Origin of the sequence: Nodularia spumigena CCY9414, from assembly GCF_000340565.2 — a bacterium.
In the GTDB taxonomy this organism is placed as follows: domain Bacteria; phylum Cyanobacteriota; class Cyanobacteriia; order Cyanobacteriales; family Nostocaceae; genus Nodularia; species Nodularia spumigena.
This window is the reverse complement of the sequence record NZ_CP007203.1, coordinates 422,185-441,016: the sequence shown is the minus strand read 5'-3', so window position 1 is coordinate 441,016 and position 18,832 is coordinate 422,185. Positions and strand designations below refer to the sequence as shown.

General features: G+C 41.6%; 21 protein-coding genes. 16 read left to right on the top strand and 5 right to left on the bottom strand.

Annotated elements, in window-relative coordinates; all coding sequences use genetic code 11:
* The first annotated feature begins 5 nt into the window (after positions 1-5).
* The 3 genes from NSP_RS02040 to NSP_RS02030 all read left to right on the top strand — a co-directional run bounded on the left by NSP_RS02040 (position 6) and on the right by NSP_RS02030 (position 1,838).
* Complete coding sequence (locus NSP_RS02040) at positions 6-467, top strand: BON domain-containing protein (RefSeq protein WP_006196556.1); 462 nt, start codon at positions 6-8, stop codon at positions 465-467.
* A 193-nt stretch (positions 468-660) separates the two neighbouring features.
* Positions 661-1,098 (top strand): CAAD domain-containing protein, encoded by a 438-nt coding sequence (locus NSP_RS02035; RefSeq protein WP_006196557.1) that lies wholly within the window; start codon positions 661-663, stop codon positions 1,096-1,098.
* Positions 1,099-1,427: 329 nt separating this feature from the next.
* Entirely contained in the window at positions 1,428-1,838 is a 411-nt protein-coding gene (locus tag NSP_RS02030; RefSeq protein WP_006196558.1) for a hypothetical protein, read from the top strand.
* Between the two features lie 284 nt (positions 1,839-2,122).
* On the opposite strand, the gene NSP_RS02025 is transcribed toward NSP_RS02030, so the two are convergent.
* Both NSP_RS02025 and NSP_RS02020 read right to left on the bottom strand, forming a co-directional pair.
* Positions 2,123-3,685: a metallophosphoesterase gene (locus tag NSP_RS02025; RefSeq protein WP_006196559.1), complete on the bottom strand. Its 1,563-nt coding sequence runs from the start codon at positions 3,683-3,685 to the stop codon at positions 2,123-2,125.
* 6 nt (positions 3,686-3,691) lie between these two features.
* Entirely contained in the window at positions 3,692-4,708 is a 1,017-nt protein-coding gene (locus NSP_RS02020) for a YegS/Rv2252/BmrU family lipid kinase (RefSeq protein ID WP_006196560.1), read from the bottom strand.
* A 278-nt stretch (positions 4,709-4,986) separates the two neighbouring features.
* On the opposite strand from NSP_RS02020, the gene hemC reads away from it, so the two are divergent.
* The 4 genes from hemC (at position 4,987) to NSP_RS02000 (ending at position 9,450) form a co-directional block, all read left to right on the top strand.
* The gene (gene hemC / locus NSP_RS02015; RefSeq protein WP_006196561.1) at positions 4,987-5,958 is read left to right on the top strand and encodes a hydroxymethylbilane synthase; all 972 of its coding nucleotides are present in this window, start codon (positions 4,987-4,989) and stop codon (positions 5,956-5,958) included.
* A 92-nt stretch (positions 5,959-6,050) separates the two neighbouring features.
* Positions 6,051-7,490: a glycogen synthase GlgA gene (glgA, locus tag NSP_RS02010; protein ID WP_006196562.1), complete on the top strand. Its 1,440-nt coding sequence runs from the start codon at positions 6,051-6,053 to the stop codon at positions 7,488-7,490.
* 205 nt (positions 7,491-7,695) lie between these two features.
* On the top strand, positions 7,696-8,367 hold the full coding sequence (locus tag NSP_RS02005) for a M23 family metallopeptidase (RefSeq protein WP_006196563.1): 672 nt from the start codon (positions 7,696-7,698) through the stop codon (positions 8,365-8,367).
* A gap of 195 nt (positions 8,368-8,562) precedes the next feature.
* On the top strand, positions 8,563-9,450 hold the full coding sequence (locus tag NSP_RS02000) for a peptidoglycan-binding domain-containing protein (RefSeq protein ID WP_231859521.1): 888 nt from the start codon (positions 8,563-8,565) through the stop codon (positions 9,448-9,450).
* 7 nt (positions 9,451-9,457) lie between these two features.
* On the opposite strand, the gene wecB is transcribed toward NSP_RS02000, so the two are convergent.
* The 3 genes from wecB to NSP_RS27145 all read right to left on the bottom strand — a co-directional run bounded on the left by wecB (position 9,458) and on the right by NSP_RS27145 (position 12,093).
* Positions 9,458-10,564, bottom strand: a complete 1,107-nt coding sequence (wecB, locus tag NSP_RS01995; RefSeq protein WP_006196565.1) for a non-hydrolyzing UDP-N-acetylglucosamine 2-epimerase — start codon at positions 10,562-10,564, stop codon at positions 9,458-9,460.
* Positions 10,565-10,953: 389 nt separating this feature from the next.
* Positions 10,954-11,328 (bottom strand): hypothetical protein, encoded by a 375-nt coding sequence (locus NSP_RS01990; protein ID WP_006196566.1) that lies wholly within the window; start codon positions 11,326-11,328, stop codon positions 10,954-10,956.
* Between the two features lie 633 nt (positions 11,329-11,961).
* Positions 11,962-12,093: a hypothetical protein gene (locus NSP_RS27145; protein WP_269454108.1), complete on the bottom strand. Its 132-nt coding sequence runs from the start codon at positions 12,091-12,093 to the stop codon at positions 11,962-11,964.
* A gap of 11 nt (positions 12,094-12,104) precedes the next feature.
* Here NSP_RS27145 and NSP_RS01985 point away from each other — a divergent pair, with 11 nt between their 5' ends.
* The 9 genes from NSP_RS01985 (at position 12,105) to NSP_RS01945 (ending at position 18,799) form a co-directional block, all read left to right on the top strand.
* Positions 12,105-13,268: a type IV pilus twitching motility protein PilT gene (locus tag NSP_RS01985; protein WP_006196567.1), complete on the top strand. Its 1,164-nt coding sequence runs from the start codon at positions 12,105-12,107 to the stop codon at positions 13,266-13,268.
* A 38-nt stretch (positions 13,269-13,306) separates the two neighbouring features.
* Positions 13,307-14,074, top strand: coding sequence for a circadian clock KaiB family protein (locus tag NSP_RS01980; protein WP_042202243.1), 768 nt, complete (start codon positions 13,307-13,309; stop codon positions 14,072-14,074).
* A gap of 291 nt (positions 14,075-14,365) precedes the next feature.
* The gene (gene atpD / locus NSP_RS01975) at positions 14,366-15,763 is read left to right on the top strand and encodes a F0F1 ATP synthase subunit beta (RefSeq protein ID WP_006196569.1); all 1,398 of its coding nucleotides are present in this window, start codon (positions 14,366-14,368) and stop codon (positions 15,761-15,763) included.
* 29 nt (positions 15,764-15,792) lie between these two features.
* Entirely contained in the window at positions 15,793-16,197 is a 405-nt protein-coding gene (locus NSP_RS01970) for a F0F1 ATP synthase subunit epsilon (RefSeq protein WP_006196570.1), read from the top strand.
* On the top strand, positions 16,181-16,501 hold the full coding sequence (locus NSP_RS01965) for an AtpZ/AtpI family protein (RefSeq protein WP_017803758.1): 321 nt from the start codon (positions 16,181-16,183) through the stop codon (positions 16,499-16,501). The genes NSP_RS01970 and NSP_RS01965 overlap by 17 nt, the downstream gene beginning before the upstream one ends.
* A gap of 180 nt (positions 16,502-16,681) precedes the next feature.
* Positions 16,682-16,972 (top strand): ATP synthase subunit I, encoded by a 291-nt coding sequence (locus tag NSP_RS01960; protein WP_006196572.1) that lies wholly within the window; start codon positions 16,682-16,684, stop codon positions 16,970-16,972.
* Entirely contained in the window at positions 16,962-17,648 is a 687-nt protein-coding gene (locus NSP_RS01955; RefSeq protein WP_006196573.1) for a F0F1 ATP synthase subunit A, read from the top strand. The genes NSP_RS01960 and NSP_RS01955 overlap by 11 nt, the downstream gene beginning before the upstream one ends.
* A 92-nt stretch (positions 17,649-17,740) precedes the next feature.
* Positions 17,741-18,016: a F0F1 ATP synthase subunit C gene (locus NSP_RS01950; protein ID WP_006196574.1), complete on the top strand. Its 276-nt coding sequence runs from the start codon at positions 17,741-17,743 to the stop codon at positions 18,014-18,016.
* An 18-nt stretch (positions 18,017-18,034) separates the two neighbouring features.
* On the top strand, positions 18,035-18,799 hold the full coding sequence (locus NSP_RS01945; protein ID WP_006196575.1) for a F0F1 ATP synthase subunit B family protein: 765 nt from the start codon (positions 18,035-18,037) through the stop codon (positions 18,797-18,799).
* Positions 18,800-18,832 lie beyond the last annotated feature (33 nt).

Genomic DNA, 18,832 nt, shown 5'->3' with positions numbered 1-18,832 from the left:
CAAAAATGAAAAAAATAACTCCTTTCTTAATTGGTTGCGTTTTATTGTTTGGTGCTGCTGCTTGCGATGGTACTGCTAGAACAACCCGGACTGCTCCAGAGCCTGGTCAAGTAGGAGAAGTACCTTCTCCACAAGAAACACAAGCTGCTAGAGAAGACGCTCAGAGCCGAATTCGCAGAGAACAACTAGATGCTGATATTCGCGCTCGTGAAGAAAGAAATTTAGCTGCTGGTGGCGATCTTACTGATAGAACTGCGGAAGACTTAGCCAGTGAAGTGCGTTCTAAATTAGAGGCTAATATCCCTGATGGCGTATTAACAGTTGACGCGACAGAAGAAGGTATAGTCACTGTATCAGGAACTGTAAATAATCAGGATGAGTTATCTAAGATTAAACCATTAGCACAAGAAATCAATGGTGTTAATGATGTGATTGTTAACGCAGTTGTTGCTCAACCTCAAGGCTAATTTGGTTAATTGTCAAGCCAATTTAGTCTGACAATGTAAATAATTCCAGTGTAGTGAGGGATAGGTTCCCTCATTACGACTAAATCCGCTAATTTAGTAAAAATCTTTAAGTTCAAATCACAAACCTGTTTGTGATATTTATGGATATCTAGTATTTTATAAGAAATAATGTAGCTACCAAAATTAAAAAACTATGGAAACTGAACAAAAGCAACTAGAACCAGTTGATGCAATAGCCGCACCTGGTGGAATTCTACCACCGGCTGGGGGAGAAACTGCACACTTATCTAAGCTACCTCCTGCTTATGAACCTGAAGCTCAATGGCGACGAGTTGCGAGAAGAATAACTGAGTTTTTAGAACAACTTCCTGCATATGTAAGTGGCTTTTTTCAGAAATATCAGCGCTCTTTGATTAATGTTGCTTTAATTTTGACAGCAATTATTACAGTGAAGGTAGTAGCTGCAATCTTAGGCGCAATTAATTATATTCCTCTACTATCACCAAGTTTTGAGTTGATTGGTATTGGTTATTTCACTTGGTTTTGTTTGCGTTATCTGACTAAATCTGAAACTCGCCAAGAATTAACTGAGAAAATTCGATTATTTAAACAGGAAATTGTGGGGGAGTAATTTTAAATATAGAACCTCACCCCCAGCCCCTCTCCTTATTTTCGCGTAGCGTCTCCCTTTGGGAGAAGGAGAGGGGGGAGAATTTGTTTATTTGCGATGAAATTAGAATTGGGATTATGTCTTAAATATAGAACCTCACCCCCAGCCCCTCTCCTTATTAAGGAGAGGGGGGAGAATTTGTTTATTTGCGATGAAATTAGAATTGGGATTATGTCTAAAGGTAGAAAAAATAGGAGTTTTATTATCTAAATTAGTTCTAAAGATAGTAGTTTTATTATTTTAATTAGCTTAATCTAGTTCTGGCAGTTATTTCAAAAGGCATAATATTTATGACTAATAAAAAAGTTAATAATCAGGCTATTGATTCATCTGAACGTGTAGATGTAGATAATTATGATCGAGGCATAATACCTGCGGAAACTGTAGCTCGTAAACAGAGAGAAGGCGAAAATTATAAAACTCTTCCTACAGAACAAACACAGGAAGATGCATCTACAAATGACCAAAGCAATGCAGATAGCATAAATACCACTGATGGCTACACGATAGACCAAGAAGGTTTAGTTAATAACTATGCTGTGGAGCCAGAAATGTATTATGAAACACCGGGAGACGCTCGAAAACAGGCGATTCAAGACAGCGCTGAACGTGTTGAAGAACTCCAAGAAATCAATCAGGATCAAGAAGGTAAGTTGACAGAAAAAAGAGATACCAGGGGTAAAGGCCCAGGAAGAATTTAGTGCTTTTTACTACAGACATTCAAATCCACCCCCAACCCCTCCCATATCAAAGGTTTATCCTTTTCTTCCCCCCGTTGCGGCTACGGTGTACACACAAGTCCAAAAACCTTTCATTTAGGTAGGGTGTGTTATGGACGTTAGTCCTAACGCACCGCAACTTTGGGATGGTGCGTTGCGCTGCGCGAGAACACACCCTACAAAAAAAGGATTTTGAGAATATTTAACATTTGTGTGTATACCGTAGCCCGTTGCGGGGGGATTTCGGGGGGTGCGAGGAGGGGAGTTTAAATGGTGAAGGATGCCATTTCGTAATTATGCCATTGCCTTTGATACCATTCGGCTACTAGGGGACGGAGAATAAATTTAGGATGACGATCGCCTGTAACATCAATGCGTAAACTAGAATAAGGTCGTTTCTTTTTAGAACCGTGACCATGACGACCAACGAATAAATGCGATCGCGCTACTATTTTACTATTATCTCCCACGGTTTCTCTTAAATCTGCGCCTTCATTTCTTTGGCGACGCAAACTATACCCACTACCTCCACATATAACCCAATGAATATTAGCATCGGCGTGTCCTGTATCCAAGGTTTGCAAGTGTTCTAAGCAGTGCGCGTGACCGTTTAAGACTAAATCTACTAGAGGTCGTCCCTGTATCAAATCACCCACTTCTGCGGCTACTGCATCCAGGACACTACGCAGGCGATCGCGAACCGCTAAAGTTTGCGCTTGTTGCCATTTTGTCGCTTCAGTCACATAAGGCGGATGGTGGAAATAAATAATTCTTCCGCGCACATCTGCGTTCTTCCACGATTTAATCAGTCTTTGTTTTAACCATTCCAGTTGTGCGATATCAGTCACGGCGTGTTTATCCGTGTTTAATTGCTTGTCGATATCAACAATCAATTCCTCAATTTGGGATATCTGACCCTGCAAATCATCCAGTTTCTCAGCGTCGCTGGGATTCTCCGGATTTAGCTGGGCTGAGGTTTCCATGATTTGCTGTTTTTGTTCCTCAAAATCTTGACGGCGTTGTTCCAAAACTCGGCGCTGTTTCCTACCTGCGTTTGTTTTCGGTAATGGTGCTGGTTCATTAAATGTATTCGAGTCCAGGGCAAAAAAGTCAATACCTCTGTAACAAAACGTATAATAATGATTTGGTAAGCGGGTAAAATGTCCTGGTTGATAATTAATACAGCGACCTGTATCTGTCTGAGCCGTATAGTAATTATCTAAGTGTTGCCCTAATTCACCGGGAAGCTGAAAGGCTTTGAGATAGTCTAAAAATGCTTTTGCATAAGCGCTACCTTTCCCAGAACCATGTAAGCCTACATCCAGATCTAATTGCGATCGCAATAACCGCCGAATTGGTAAAGTAGTCAAAGAAAGTAAACTCAAGACCAGTGGGAGGTCATAATAATCGTGATTTCCCGGTACTGGTAAAATGGGAAAATTAAAAACCATCTGGTCATAAGCAATATTTTCTGGATCTTCTCCACCGACCAGAAACTCTCGGTAAGGTCGGATAAAGTTCTGCTGGTAATATTCACTCGACCCCACCAAATAAATCACATCACCTGTGTGTAACATAAAACTGCATTCAGGGCGATGGGGTAGCATTTGTTCTGCAACCTGTCGCTGTGGATTATGTCCCCGGTGACTACCAGTACCACTGTCACCCAACACCAAAAAAGAAAAATCAGAATTATTAGCCTGATCATCTGCTAACACCAGGCGAGTTTGGTCAATACCCCGCTCTAAAATTAACGGGTCTTGCCATTTTACCCGTTCCTGCATTTTACTAATTTTTTTAGCGATCGCTGAATCGGAAACGAGTTTCAATACAACTTACTCCTCAGTGTTAATTCCTGCTTCTAAACCTGACTCATTTCCCCATTCTTCGTTTGAGTCTTTCATTTCAATATTTAAATTAGGAAGACCCTCTAGTTTTTCCGCCGGACCAACTGCTTGATTCAATGGCACAAAAATTTTCAAGCCTGATGGTACACAATAAACTTCAATGGGAGTTGTGCCAATCATTTCACCATCTAAAACCACCTTTTGAGGCGGTTCAGCTTTAATTTTAAATCGATTTCCGCGCAGATAGCCAATATCGTCTCTTTCTGCGGCGCTGTTGCTGGAAGCCGATTGGAATAGATGCAATGTGGCGGCGATCGCTCCGGCTTTACTTTCGGGAGCCACGATGGTTAAATCTAATAATCCATCATCATAAATAATTCCTGCTGGTCCCTGAGCCAAAACAGAACTAGGAGGAGCAGCATTAGCCACCGTGACGGCTGAGGCTGTAGTTGTAATGATCCTATCCTCGGTTTCAATTTCTACTTCAAAACTCTCTAAATTCCGCAGTTGTTGCACCCCGGCTAAGACATAAGCCATAATCCCAAAGCGTCTTTTTGCGTCTCTGTCTGCCAGTTCTACAGTTTCCGCTTCAAAACCAATACCTGCCAGTAGTACCATCGGCTTACCGTTACAATAAGCTGCATCCACATATCGAGTTTGTCCCTGCAAAATTGTCATACAAGCAGCATCAATGGTATCAGGTATTCTCAATGCGGCGGCGAAAGCGTTGGCTGTTCCCCGTGAAATAATCCCAAAAGGGATATCAGTATTGACTATCGCCATAGCCGCCGCCGACAAAGTACCATCTCCCCCGGAAGCAATAATCGCTTCTACACCCCGTTCTACAGCTGCTTGCGCCAGTTCATCAGCACCAATTTCTTTGGTGGTTTGATAAATATCCAAGTCAATTTCTGGCTCTAATAATGAGCGAATCATTGCCAGTTCTAGTTCTGGATCACCTTGACCCGCAACTGGATTAAAGATCAGGCAAGCTGAACGGTTCATAGGGTTGAAACTTAAGTTTTAATTAATAAGATACCAAACTATTCATAACATTTGCGTAAAATTATCACTTCTATCTGGTGAGAGGTTTACTAATTTATAAGTAGCCTAGTACAAATTTTACAGTCCTACTTGCTGTTGAGTAAGTCCAAAGAATGTAAACAAATGTAAAAAAAACAATAATAAAGTTTACCTCAATCAGGCAATAACCATCCGAAGACTCACCCACTGCGGTAGTCTAGATGAGAATAAGTTTATCGCCTGGTTTGACATATTGTTTTATGACTTCAGTTATTTCTAGTCCTACGCGCACTATCCGCATTGGTTCTCGTAAAAGTCAACTCGCCCTAGTTCAAACCTACTGGGTACGAGACCAACTCCAGAAAAGCTTTCCTGATATTAGTTTTGAAGTCCATACCATGTCTACCCAAGGCGACAATATCCTGGATGTAGCATTAGCCAAAATTGGCGATAAAGGACTATTTACTAAAGAATTGGAAGTGGGAATGCTCAATCAGGAAATTGATTTTGCAGTTCATTCCTTGAAGGATTTACCAACTAATTTACCATCTGGGTTAACTCTGGCAGTGATTACAGAACGAGAAAACCCCGCAGATGCCCTAGTTGTACATGATAAATATAAAGATAAACAAATTGAGACTCTGCCCGCAGGTGCAGTTATTGGCACATCATCCTTAAGACGACTAGCGCAGTTACGCAACAAATTTCCCCATTTTACATTTAAAGATGTCCGAGGAAATTTAAATACACGCCTGAAAAAACTGGATTCTGGCGAATATGATGCCCTGATTTTAGCAGCCGCCGGTTTAGAGCGCTTGGGAATGAGCGATCGCATCCATCAAATTCTCCCCAAGGAAATTTCGCTCCACGCAGTCGGACAAGGGGCTTTAGGCATCGAATGCCGGGCTGATGACAAGGAAATCATCAACATCCTCAAAGCCATTGAACACAGCGAAACACGCGATCGCTGTCTCGCCGAAAGAGCATTTTTACGGATTCTCGAAGGTGGTTGTCAAGTACCCATAGGTGTAAATACAGTAATAGACGGTGATAATTTAACTCTAACCGGCATAGTCGCCAGTGTCGATGGTCAAAAACTGGTAAAAGACACCGTAACTGGTGCGGCGAAAGATGCCGAAAAACTAGGCGCAGAACTAGCAGCACTGTTAAGAGAACAAGGCGCACAAGAAATCTTAGAGGAAATATTTACCGAGATTCAACGGGGTTCCTAAGCTATTGGGCAAGCGAATGTGATTAGATAAATAATCAGTAAACAGTAAAAAACTGATAACTGATAACTGATAACTGATAAGCAGAAACTACCATGCGGATTCTATTCGTTGCAGCAGAAGCAGCTCCGGTTGCGAAAGTCGGAGGAATGGGGGATGTTGTGGGTGCATTGCCCAAAATATTGAGAAAAATGGGGCATGATGTCCGCATCTTTTTGCCTTATTACGGCTTCCTCCCAGACAAAATGGAGATTCCTGAAGCACCGATTTGGAAGGGAACTGCCATGTTCCAGGACTTTGACGTTTACGAAAGCGTTTTACCTGGTACTGATGTTCCCTTGTACTTATTTGGACATCCTGCCTTTATGCCCCGCCGGATTTATAGTGGTGATGATGAGGATTGGCGGTTCACTTTGTTTGCCAATGGTGCGGCTGAATTTTGCTGGAACTACTGGAAGCCACAAATTGTCCACTGTCACGATTGGCACACGGGAATGATTCCGGTATGGATGCACCAAGACCCTGATATCAGCACTGTTTTTACTATTCACAACTTGGCTTATCAAGGACCGTGGAGTTGGTATTTACAAAAAATTACTTGGTGTCCTTGGTATATGCAGGGACATAACACGATGGCGGCGGCGGTACAGTTTGCTGATCGGGTAAATACAGTTTCTCCCACTTATGCCGAACAAATCAAAACTCCTGCTTACGGTGAAACTTTAGAAGGTTTACTGTCTTTTATTAGTGGTAAGTTATCGGGAATTATTAACGGTATAGACCTTGAGGTTTACGATCCCGGAAACGATAAAGCCCTAGCCCAAACCTTTACTGTCGATACTCTGGATAAACGTAAGGCTAACAAAATTGCTTTGCAAGAAGAAGTGGGTTTAGAAGTTAACAGCAAAGCCTTTTTAATTGGTATGGTGACACGGTTGGTAGAGCAAAAAGGCATTGATTTGCTGTTGCAAATGCTCGACCGTTTCATGGCTTATACAGATGCTCAATTTGTGTTATTGGGAACAGGCGATCGCAACTACGAAACCCAAATGTGGCAGTTAGCATCCCGCTATCCTGGACGCATGGCAACTTATCTACTATATAACGATGCCCTGTCTCGCCGGATTTATGCTGGTGCTGATACCTTCTTAATGCCTAGCCGCTTTGAACCCTGCGGTATCAGTCAAATGATGTCTTTGCGTTATGGTTGTCCCCCCATTGTCCGCCGTACAGGTGGATTAGTTGACACTGTATCGCACCATGACCCCATGAACGCCGCCGGTACTGGTTATTGCTTTGACCGTTATGAACCGTTAGACCTGTTTACCTGTATGATTCGGGCTTGGGAAGGTTTCCGTTTCCAACCTCAATGGCAGGAATTACAAAAACGGGGGATGAGTCAGAATTTCAGTTGGTATGAATCAGCTAAGGAGTATGTAAAGTTATATAAATCGATTTTTGGCTTACCAGAGTCAGAGGAACAGCCACAACCTGAGTTGGTGATCACCGAAGCTGTAAAAAGCAGCAAAGCCTGATTTGTTGAGATTAATAATTTTCTTCACTCATGACCTGTATATTCAGGTTCATGAGTTTTTTTTTAACGCAGAGGGGCGCGGAGGTTAGCGCAAAGGTACGCGGAGCAGGTTGAAAAGTTGCCAATTTGACATATTTATTATCCTGATATTGTCTGTTGTATTTTGAAATAACACTTAATCAGAAAGTGTCTAAATGATCATGTCTATGGCAAAAGTTAAGATTATTATTTATGGTTTGATTGCATTAATTAGTTTAATTAGTACACTAGGTATTAATACTTCTGCCCTGACTCAGTTACCACCAGCTGATATTTCTTTTGCATCTAGTAATTTTATCTGGCCAACTCAAGGGTTTATTTCTCAAGGTTTCCGCAAATATCAACATGAAGGAATTGATATCGCTGGGGCTTCTGGAACTCCTATTTTTGCTGTCGCATCCGGTGTAGTTGTCAAAGCAGGCTGGGATAATTGGGGATTAGGCAATGCTATAGAAATTAAACATCTTGATCAAAGTGTGACAGTTTATGGTCACAACCGCCGTTTATTCGTGACTAAGGGTGAAAAGGTCGAACAAGGTGAAATTATTGCTGAAATGGGTTCTACGGGTAATAGTTCCGCCCCTCATCTGCACTTTGAATTTTATCCTAATGGTCGGGTAGCGGCTGACCCCATTCCCTTGTTAGCATCTGCAACCACAGACAAAAAACCACCGTCTCCCAATCAACCAGTCTCGACACCCCCAACTGCACAGGAAGTTTCACCGTTACCGGTCAGCATTGAGACGGAATGCAATGACATGATCCTTCTTCCAGGTGAAACTGCCAATAATCTCATGAAAATTTGTCAAGACAATGCTCAGTTGTTTCGTCAACCTTAGAAGGGTGGAAGTATGGCGGAATGGCTTGCAAATTCCGACTAATATTTTTTCTGCTTCAAATTAATGAGATAATTGAACTTTTTCACTACCTGGAATCGAATTATGATTGAAATTTAAAATCCACTAGAATTAAATATAGAGCAAAATCGCATAATTCTTGGCAACTTCCCAATTTATTGCATAAAGAGGCGCATTATGGACTACATGGCTTATTCCCATATGTTTATGGCGAACGAGGAAGCAAATGAAAACGTTGAATACAATCTTCCTAATTTTCAGTTGGAATGGAAAAAACTCTTGAGGCCTGCTGGGATAGGTGCAGCCACCGCAGATAATCTCACGAAGTCGCAATTTCACTGGTTAAATTTTCTTAAATCTTCTGCTTGGTTAGCTTTAGCTGGGATTAGTGTATTTTTTGCCACAGTCACTCACGCTCAGACAGTTTCCACATCATACGTAACAACTAATGGTAGTTGTCTCCGTGTCCGTGAAGATGCCAACCTCCATTCGCGAATTTTGGACTGTATCCCTAATCGTACCCAATTAACGACTACGCGAATTATCAATGGTTTCGCTCAACTGTCTCCCAGTGGATTCGTTTCTACTAGATGGATTGGTAGTACACCAAATAATCGCCCTGTTAGAACTATTACTCGTCGTGGTGTTGGTGGGCCAGTTTATTTGAGTTTAGGATCTCGCAGTTCGGCTGTGACGGAAGTTCAAAGAGCTTTGGGTGTGCAGCCTACTGGGTATTATGGCCCTACTACTACTCGCGTAGTCCGACAATTTCAGGCTCGTAATAACTTACGTGTTGATGGTATTGTTGGCCCCGAAACTCGTAATGCGATCTTTAGAAATGGCTACCAAAATGGCTACCAAAGTGGTACAGGTGGGCCAGTTATTCTGGGTTTGGGATCTAGAGGTTCGGCGGTGACAGAAATTCAACGAGCTTTGGGTGTGGAACCAACGGGATATTATGGCCCTACTACTACTCGCGTAGTCCGAGAGTTTCAGGCTCGTAATTATTTACGTGTGGATGGTATTGTCGGACCCGAAACTCGTAGTGCAATACTGAGAAATTAAGCTGAACTTAAAGATAATTTTGCACAATTTCTAAGATGCGTTCGGCTGCATGACCATCTCCATAGGGATTTATGGCGTTTGCCATTGTTTCATAGGCTTTGGGGTTACTTAGCAACTCACCGGCAGCTTGAACAATATTCTGTGTCGTAGTTCCCACAAGTTTTGCTGTACCGGCAGTTACAGCCTCTGGCCTTTCTGTAGTATCTCTGAGAACCAATACTGGTTTTCCCAGGCTAGGGGCTTCTTCTTGCAAACCACCAGAATCAGTTAATAAGAAATGCGATCGCTCAATGGCTCCCACAAGTTCTGCATAATCTAGCGGTTCTGTCAAGAAAATTCGGGGATGATTCCCTAAAAGTGCTTGTAATGGTTCTCGGACTGTGGGGTTACGGTGCAATGGTAGCAGCAAAGCTGTATCAGTAAACTTATCTAATATCCGTAAAAATGCTTGAGCGATCGCTTGCAGTGGTTCTCCCCAATTTTCTCGCCGATGGACTGTGGCTAGCAAGGTGCGATATGAGTTCCAGTTTAAACCTGGCACATTACAGGCGGGTTTGGTAGCAGCTACATTTAACAGTGCATCGATGACAGTGTTACCTGTCATGTGAATTTCTCCCAAAACCCCAGAACGTTGTAAGTTTTCCGCCGCCCAAGGCGTTGGCGCAAAATGTAACTGGGTGAGTTGAGAAATCAGCCGCCGATTCGCTTCTTCTGGATATGGATTAAATAAATCATCAGTTCTTAACCCCGCTTCTACATGACCAACAGGGATTTTTTGATAAAAAGCTGCCAAAGCTGCCGCAAAAGCTGTGGTAGTGTCTCCCTGAACGATGACTAAATCCGGCTTACTTTGCTGGAATAATGCTTCTAAACCCTGTAAGCTGAGGCAAGTAATATCATTTAAAGTTTGCTGAGGCTGCATAATTTCTAGATCAACATCAGCCTTGAGATTAAATAACTGCATCACTTGCTCAACCATCTCGCGATGCTGTCCAGTTAAAATTACCTGTAACTCAAATTTTGGCGACTGTTGAAATACTTGAATGACTGGAGCCAGTTTAATCGCTTCCGGTCGTGTACCCAAAATAATGCCAACTTTCTTTTTAATAGTCATTCTTTAAGAAGATATATAAACAAAAGTATATAAGATTCCCACTCCTACTCCCTCTCCTTCTCCCAAAGGGAGACGCTACGCGAAAGTAAGGAGAGGGTTGGGGTGAGGTTTCATGAGTTTTCTCAAAAAATGAGATGCTCCCTGACTCACTAGAAATCGGCCGAATTTAAATATGCTTTTTTCATAACCTTCCCGAAGGGGATTGTCCTGACATTCTTTGTCGGATATGTCTACTACTATAGCAATCCTATTTAATTATAAAAATTCCCAGTTTTAAAATCCCGCTATCTTCAAGATACCGGGATTCTGATTGGTTCCCAAAAATCAAAATATCAAAAAACCCGGCTTAACCGGGCAGATGCTCTGTTTGTCGAATTGAGCAGGATAAACTATACCTCGATGTCACAAGTTAAAGGACAAGCGGCATATACAGAAGTCTGCATTTGTTCAGCTTCTCCATGTAACCAGCTCAACCACTTGACTTCCTTCGGGTGTACACCTTTAAAAGTCAACACGCCAGCAGCAATCATTACTGCTAAGACATTCAACATGATTAAACCGCCTGATACAAGCAAAACTGCACTAGCAGGCATTACAGATTGCAACACAATTGACAACAAGCATCCGACCGTAGCCATCAAAAAGACTAATGGAAAACCGACAACCAGCAAGCATACTGCCAATGTGAAAGTCCAAATCAAAAAACTTTTGATCATCATCAAGGAGTAGGTCTTTCCTAGATTAGAGCTTTGAGCCGAAACCATGACTTTTCCTCCCAAAAATATACAGCAAGGTTTTTATTTCAGTCATATATCGTTGTTAACGAGTTAACTGAATTGTTTAATGAAGCTTCAGTATATAAAATGCTGTTCATAAAATGAGCATTTCTTTACTAAAGTTTACAGTTGATTTTTGAACATGATGATTGTAACGTCAACTTCACACTTAATTTACGCCCTAGTTTATGGCATCTATCTTGAGGAATAGAGAGTAATAGAGGTTTGCTCTGCCAGTGGGTTTCCAACTTTTGAATTCAGTTTTGCTTAACATTTCTTATGAAAAGTCCTCCGGATTCTCATAATTCTCATAAAAGGCTGAAAAATTGATCCCCGTTGATTTTGCTATCTATTTGTGTGTATGCTTGACACCAAAAATTCTTATTTAGTCTGCCCAGTATTTAAAAAGACATTATATTATAGTTATATATACTGTAGGAATTAGATAGATGTAGTATGTTAAACAAGTCTGTATGAGAAAAAGCAAAACATATTTTATTGAGAATAAAAAATATACAAGTAGGAAAAACATAATGTAACGGATTGTTGCGTTGAAATTCTCAGTAGCCTTTCTATGGGCTTCAGAGCAGTCACAAGAGATTTTTCCCTGATTTCACTTGATTAATTCCACATTTTAAAGTTATATGACAGAATCACAGGTTCCATCCAATAATTCAAATCCTCCTGCTCCCCGAAACGTACCGCCACCTCCGCCACCTCCGCCATCGTCACAGATGCAACGCCAGTCGACACAAAGGTTGGATATGTCAACCAATACGAGTTCCACTCAACCGGCTCGTAATCGTCCGGGTAGTCCCCCACTGGTGCCTCCTTCTTCTGTAACTGCCAAAACTAGCCCTCAAACTCCGACGCTGAGTTTAGCGCAGCTAATTAGACAAGCTTATGATTTAGAATATTCTGATCTTCATTTGGGAGTAGGTGAAATCCCCCGTTTCCGCAACCGAGGAGAAATTCAGACAACGGATTATCCCGAAACAGATAAAGATACATTTATCAGTTGGTTGCGGGAGGTGTTGACAGATGCAGAAATTCAGCATTTTCAAGAGCATCTAGAATTTGATGGTGCAACTCAGTACGACTTTGCCCGCGTGCGGATTAATGTTTTTGGCTCCCTCAAAGGCTATGCAATGGTGCTGCGGTTAATTCCTCTGAAAATCTTGTCTATGGAACAGTTGAGATTACCGACAATTTTACGGGATATTTGCCATTACCATAAAGGGTTGATTTTAGTTACGGGGCCAACTGGTTCTGGTAAATCGACGACAATGGCGGCGATGATTGACTACATCAATAGAGAGATGGCTAAACATATCATCACCATTGAAGATCCGATTGAATTTGTCCACCAAAGCCGCAAATCTTTAGTCAAACAACGGGAAGTAGGAATGCACACCCGGAAATTTGACAACGCTTTAAAAGCAGCTTTGCGGGAAGATCCCGATTTGATTCTGGTGGGGGAAATGCGCGACAAGGAAACGGTGAATACTGCCCTAAAAGCGGCTCAAACAGGTCACTTGGTCATGGGAACTCTGCACACTAATAGTGCGGTGAAAACTATTGAGCGGATTCTCAATCTTTACGCAGGTGAGGAACAAGAGGCAATGCGGGTGGCAATTTCTGAGTCTTTAGTGTCAGTGGTTGCTCAAGGTTTATGCCGCACAACTGATGGTAAGCGGGCGGCTTTTCACGATATCCTGATCAATACTGAGGCAATCAAAGAATGGATCAAGGATGGTAAGTATGATGAAATTACTGAGCTGATGAAGCAAGCCAGTTTTGACGGTATGATTACCATGAATCAATCTTTGCTGAATCTTTACCAAGAAGGTCGGATTACAGAAGAAACGGCTCTGGAAATGTCGCCGACTCCTAATGAAATGGCACAGTTTCTCCGAGGACGAGTTTAGGTAAAATAGGGGGTAAAACTTTGTTTTCCCTCAACCCTATAACTGACTTGACCACAGATAAACTATCTAAACCCCAGTTGTTTAAAGGTATTGCCCTTTTTACACCAGCAGGAGATTTAATTTACTGCATCGACCCTAACAAGCAGGGTCGATGGCATTTACATTTGTGTGCGGCTTTGCAAGAAATCTTAGATTTACCAGAACCGCCACACTTTTTAGTACCTTGTTATACTGCAACTATTGACCACTGGTTAGATCCACAGACGCATCAAGTCAGAACTTTTGCGGAAGCGTATCCAGCAGTGATCCGTCATCAGGCTGTACTTAACGCCATTTTTGGTACGGAGTTAGTTTGGCAAACCGCACCTTGGCAAGAGGGTTTGTGCGATCGCATGGTATTATCCACATATCGCTCAACTTTTCCCCAACTTTGGGAAGACCATGATTTAATTGTGGATTTGGATTGTTCACAATCGAAACCTAAGTATTATCCACCTGCCATAGCTACGCAAAAGTTACAGTTACAAGCAGAGTGCTATGTTTTGCGCCTGTTTGTGGCTGGACATAGTATGAATACCCAACGCATCCTTCAGAATTTCCACGAACTTTTAGAGCGATCGCTGGGGTATCCTTACACCATGAAGGTGATTGATGTTTTAACGAATCCTGAACAGGCGGAAATTGACCAAGTTTCGGCAACTCCAACTCTGGTTAAGGTTTGGCCGCAACCGATTCGGCGCATTGTGGGAGAGATTGATAATGTCGATAAACTTTTACAGATGTTGGGCGCTAAGGAGAAAATTTAATCTTTCTGTTGAAGGATGTTCTAAATACTGTAACTGATTTAGTTATATAGGGTGGGTGATGTGAGGGTTGGGATTTTTGATGACGAACCGCCTTCGCGCAGCGTATGCCCCCAGGGCTTTAGTCGCCTTCGCGTAGCGTCTCCCCTTGGGAGAAGATCGCCAAGGGAAGAAAGATGGAATTAATAGCAAGTAGTTATCAGTTGAATTACTGGATCTAAGTCCCCCACCATACACCTGATAACTGATAACTGATAACTGATAACTGATAACTGAATTTTGGGGATTTAATTGATGCAACAAACTCTAGATTTGTGTCAACTTAATCGGGGTAAGGTTGTTTCTGTTCGCGGTAGTGTGATTGATGTGCGATTTTCTCAACAGCTTCCTGATGTTTATAGTCGGTTGGTGGCTGGGGAAAATCAGTGTGTGGTGATGGAGGTAATGACTCATCTCGATGCGGAAACGGTGCGCGGAATTGCTTTGACACCAACATCAGGTTTGGCGCGGGGGTCTGTGGTAATTAATACAGGACATCCCTTGCAAGTTCCGGTGGGGAAACGACTGCTAGGGAGAATGTTTAATGTGTTTGGGGAGACGATTGATCGTAAAGTAGAAATATCTGGGGGAGAATGGCGATCGCTTCATCAGCCACCAGTACCCCTAATTCAGCAGTCTACAAGTTCAGAAATTCTGGAAACTGGGATTAAAGCTATTGATATTCTCGCACCTTTAGAACGGGGTGGTAAAGCAGGTTTATTTGGTGGTGCGGGTGTGGGTAAAACTGTACTAATTACGGAGATGATTCACAACATAGTGAGTGAGTACCAGGGAATTAGTCTATTTTGTGGAATTGGTGAACGTAGCCGGGAAGCGGAAGAACTATATCGTGATATGCAAGAAGCGGGGGTGTTAGAAAACACGATCATGATTTTTGGTCAAATGAATGAACCACCTGGGGCGAGGTTTCGTGTAGGACAAGCAGCTTTAACAATGGCGGAATATTTCCGTGATGATGTCAAGCAAGATGTGTTGTTGCTGATTGACAATATCTTTCGGTTTATCCAAGCTGGACAAGAAGTTTCCGGGTTAATGGGGCGACTTCCTTCCCGTGTTGGTTATCAACCCACTCTAGAAACAGAACTGGCTGAATTAGAAGAACGCATCGCTAATACCGCAACTGGCGCGATTACCTCCGTACAAGCTGTATATGTTCCCGCCGATGATTTCACCGATCCAGCCGCAGTTCACACTTTTGGTCATTTATCAGCATCAATTGTCTTGTCTCGTAAACGTGCAAGTGAGGGATTTTATCCAGCCATTGATCCGTTAAAGTCCAACTCTAAAATGCTGACACCGCCAATTGTGGGAAAGCATCACTACCAAATAGCCCAAGCAGTCAGACAAACCTTAGCCAACTATGAAGACCTTAAAGATATTATCGCCATTTTGGGCATAGAAGAACTTTCCGCTAGCGATCGCCAAACAGTTACCCGTGCTAGAAGACTAGAGCGATTTTTAACCCAACCCTTCTTTACTACAGAACAATTTACCGGAAAACCAGGGAAACTGGTGAGTTTAGCAGATGCACTTACAGGATGCGATCGCATTCTCAACGATGAATTCTCCGATTATCCAGAGCGATCGCTTTATATGATTGGCACAGTTGATGAAATAATTCGTAGTTCGTAATTCGTAGTTCGTAATTAATAAAATTTAGTATGAAATTAAGAGTTTTATTACCTACACAAATTTTGTTAGAAGAAACAGCTAATAAAATCAATGCCGAAGCTGAAAATGGTGCTTTTTGTATATTACCACATCATATAGATTTTGTAACTGCACTCGTCCCCGGAATTTTATCATTTGATTCACAACAAGGAGAAGAAGTATTTCTCGCTGTTGATCAAGGAATTTTAGTTAAATGTGGTGCAGAGGTTCTCGTCTCAACTAGAAATGCTATCCGGGGTAATAACTTAGAAACATTACAGCAAACAGTAGAAACACAATTTAAAACCTTAAATGAAAGAGAAAAAATGGCTCGTTCCGCCGCCGCTAAATTAGAAATCGGTTTTATTCGAGGTCTTGTAGAAATGGGAGGTGCAAGTAGTGAAGCCCCCACATAATTCATCACCAAAAAAAAGCCAACAATCAGAGACAGACTTTCAAAAGCAGATCAGAACCAAATCAGCCCGTAAACTGCAAGCACGAAGGCGAAAAGACCAAAGTATTTGGTTTAACTTAGGTGTAATTGGTCTTGTTGGCTGGTCTATAACCATTCCGACCTTAATTGGTATTGCTATAGGCATTTGGATTGACACAAGATGGCCTAGCCAATACTCCTGGACATTAATGATGCTATTTATTGGCATTGTTCTGGGCTGTCTTAATGCTTGGTTTTGGGTACAACAGGAAAGTCGAAATGAATAGAATACAGAACCTCACCCCCAACCCCTCTCCTTACTAAGGAGAGGGGAGAATGATAGTTATTAAATGCGAGTTTATAAAGAATTGGTATTACACAAAAACCTCTCCCACTCTCATTCCTCAGTGTACTCTGTGTCCTCTGTGGTTAAAATTTCCAAATATTGATCCCTATAGAGAGTAATCATGAACAACATTATATATTTGTTAATTGCCTTGCCATTAGGATTTACATTGGGAATCTTCTACTTCGTAAACCTGTGGATAACAGTGCGACAAATACCAACAACTCAATGGCCATTTCGGTTAATTGTGGGTAGCTTCGTTGGTCGTACCAGTATCACAATACTCGGCTTATATTTGATTATGGATGGAAACTGGAAACGAATGCTAATTAGTCTTTTTGGATTTGTATTAGCACGGAGTATTTTAATAAACTACTGGCAACCAAGACAGGAATATAACGATGGAAATTAGTCCTGATCATATAATTTTTTGGCAGTGGGGATTTATTAAGCTGAATGCCACTATTGTATTTACTTGGCTGGTCATGTTTCTCTTAGTTCTGGTTTCTTGGCTGATAACACGTAACCTAAAAGTAAAACCGCAAATTTCACGTTGGCAAAACATCTTAGAAATCATTGTAGATGCCATTAATCAGCAAATTCGGGAAGTTAGTCAACAGGAACCCAGTCAATATTTACCTTTTATCGGGACTTTGTTTCTGTTTATAGTTGTCGCCAATATGTTAACAATTGTGCCTGGTTATCAACCACCCACAGGTTCCCTTTCCACTACAGCCGGATTAGCTTTGTGTGTCTTTGTTGCAGTGCCATTATTCGGCATTTTGAATCGAGGTTTATTAGGTTATTTAAGGAATTACATTCAGCCTACACCTTTAATGTTGCCTTTCAATATTATTAGTGAATTTTCCCGGACTTTGGCTTTAGCAGTTCGTTTGTTTGGCAATATTATGAGTGGGACTATGCTAGTGGCTATTTTGTTATCTCTTGTTCCTCTGTTTTTTCCGATTTTGATTCGTTTATTGGGGCTTTTAATTGGGATTATTCAAGCATATATTTTTGCAATTTTGGCAATGGTGTATATTGCTTCTGCTACTCGCGTTTATCGGCGGACAGAGGTAAATAATTAGGGGTTTCACGCAGAGGCGCAGAGGCGCAGAGAGAGAGTAAGAGTTGAGTTTTGAATTTTATACACTAATTTCGGTAGTAATTATGAAGACAGATGAATATAGATAATCTTGGTTTGATTGGTATGGTTTCGATTATTATGGCTGGCTTGACGATTGCAATAGGTTCTATTGGCCCAGCAATTGCGGAAGGTTGGGCGGTGGCGAGGGCTTTGGGTGCAATGGCGCAACAACCAGACCAAGCTAATACTATTACTCGCACTTTATTTGTGGGTTTGGCAATTATTGAATCTACGGCTATTTATTGTTTTGTGGTATCAATGATTTTGATTTTTGCTAATCCTTTTTGGGACTATTTTACTAGCTCATAATTAAGGGAAAGATTATCTATGCTGATTGATTGGTTTACAGTCATCGCTCAAATTATTAACTTTCTAATTCTGGTTTTTCTGTTGTGGCGTTTTTTGTATAAACCCATAACTAAAACTATGCAAGAACGCCAGCGCAGAATTACAAATCGTTGGGAGGAGGCGCAAGTAAAACAAGAGGAAGCAGCACAAGAAGCAGAATTATATCGTCAAAAGCAACAAGAATTAGACCAGCAACGCGCAACTTTCATAAATGAAGCTAAAACCCAAGCCGAAGAGGAACGTAAACAACTAATCAACCAAGCCCGCCAAGAAGTTGAGTCAATGCAGACAGGATGGCGCGAAGCAATTCAACGAGAACAAGATGAATTTTTAGCAACTTTACGCCAACGAGTACAAGAACAAACTTATGCAATTACTCGCCGCACTTTACAGGATTTAGCAGACGCTAACTTAGAACAACAAACAATAAAAGTGTTTCTAAATCGTCTCCAAACATTAGATGAGACACAACGCCAAGAAATCACACAGAAATCAGCAACAGAAATTATCATTTATAGCAGCTTTGATATACCCCAAACCCAGCGTCAAGAAATTATTAAAATTTTGCAGTCACAGCAAATAATTAACAGTAAAAATATTAAATTTACAACCTCCCCTGACCTAATCTGCGGCATAAAATTACAAATATCCAACTATCAAATTTCCTGGACATTCGACGACTACCTGCAAACATTATCAGAACAATTTTCCACAATCATCAAACAAACCACAAATAAACCTTAATTCTCCTCTCTTCTCTCCGCGCCTCTGCGCCTC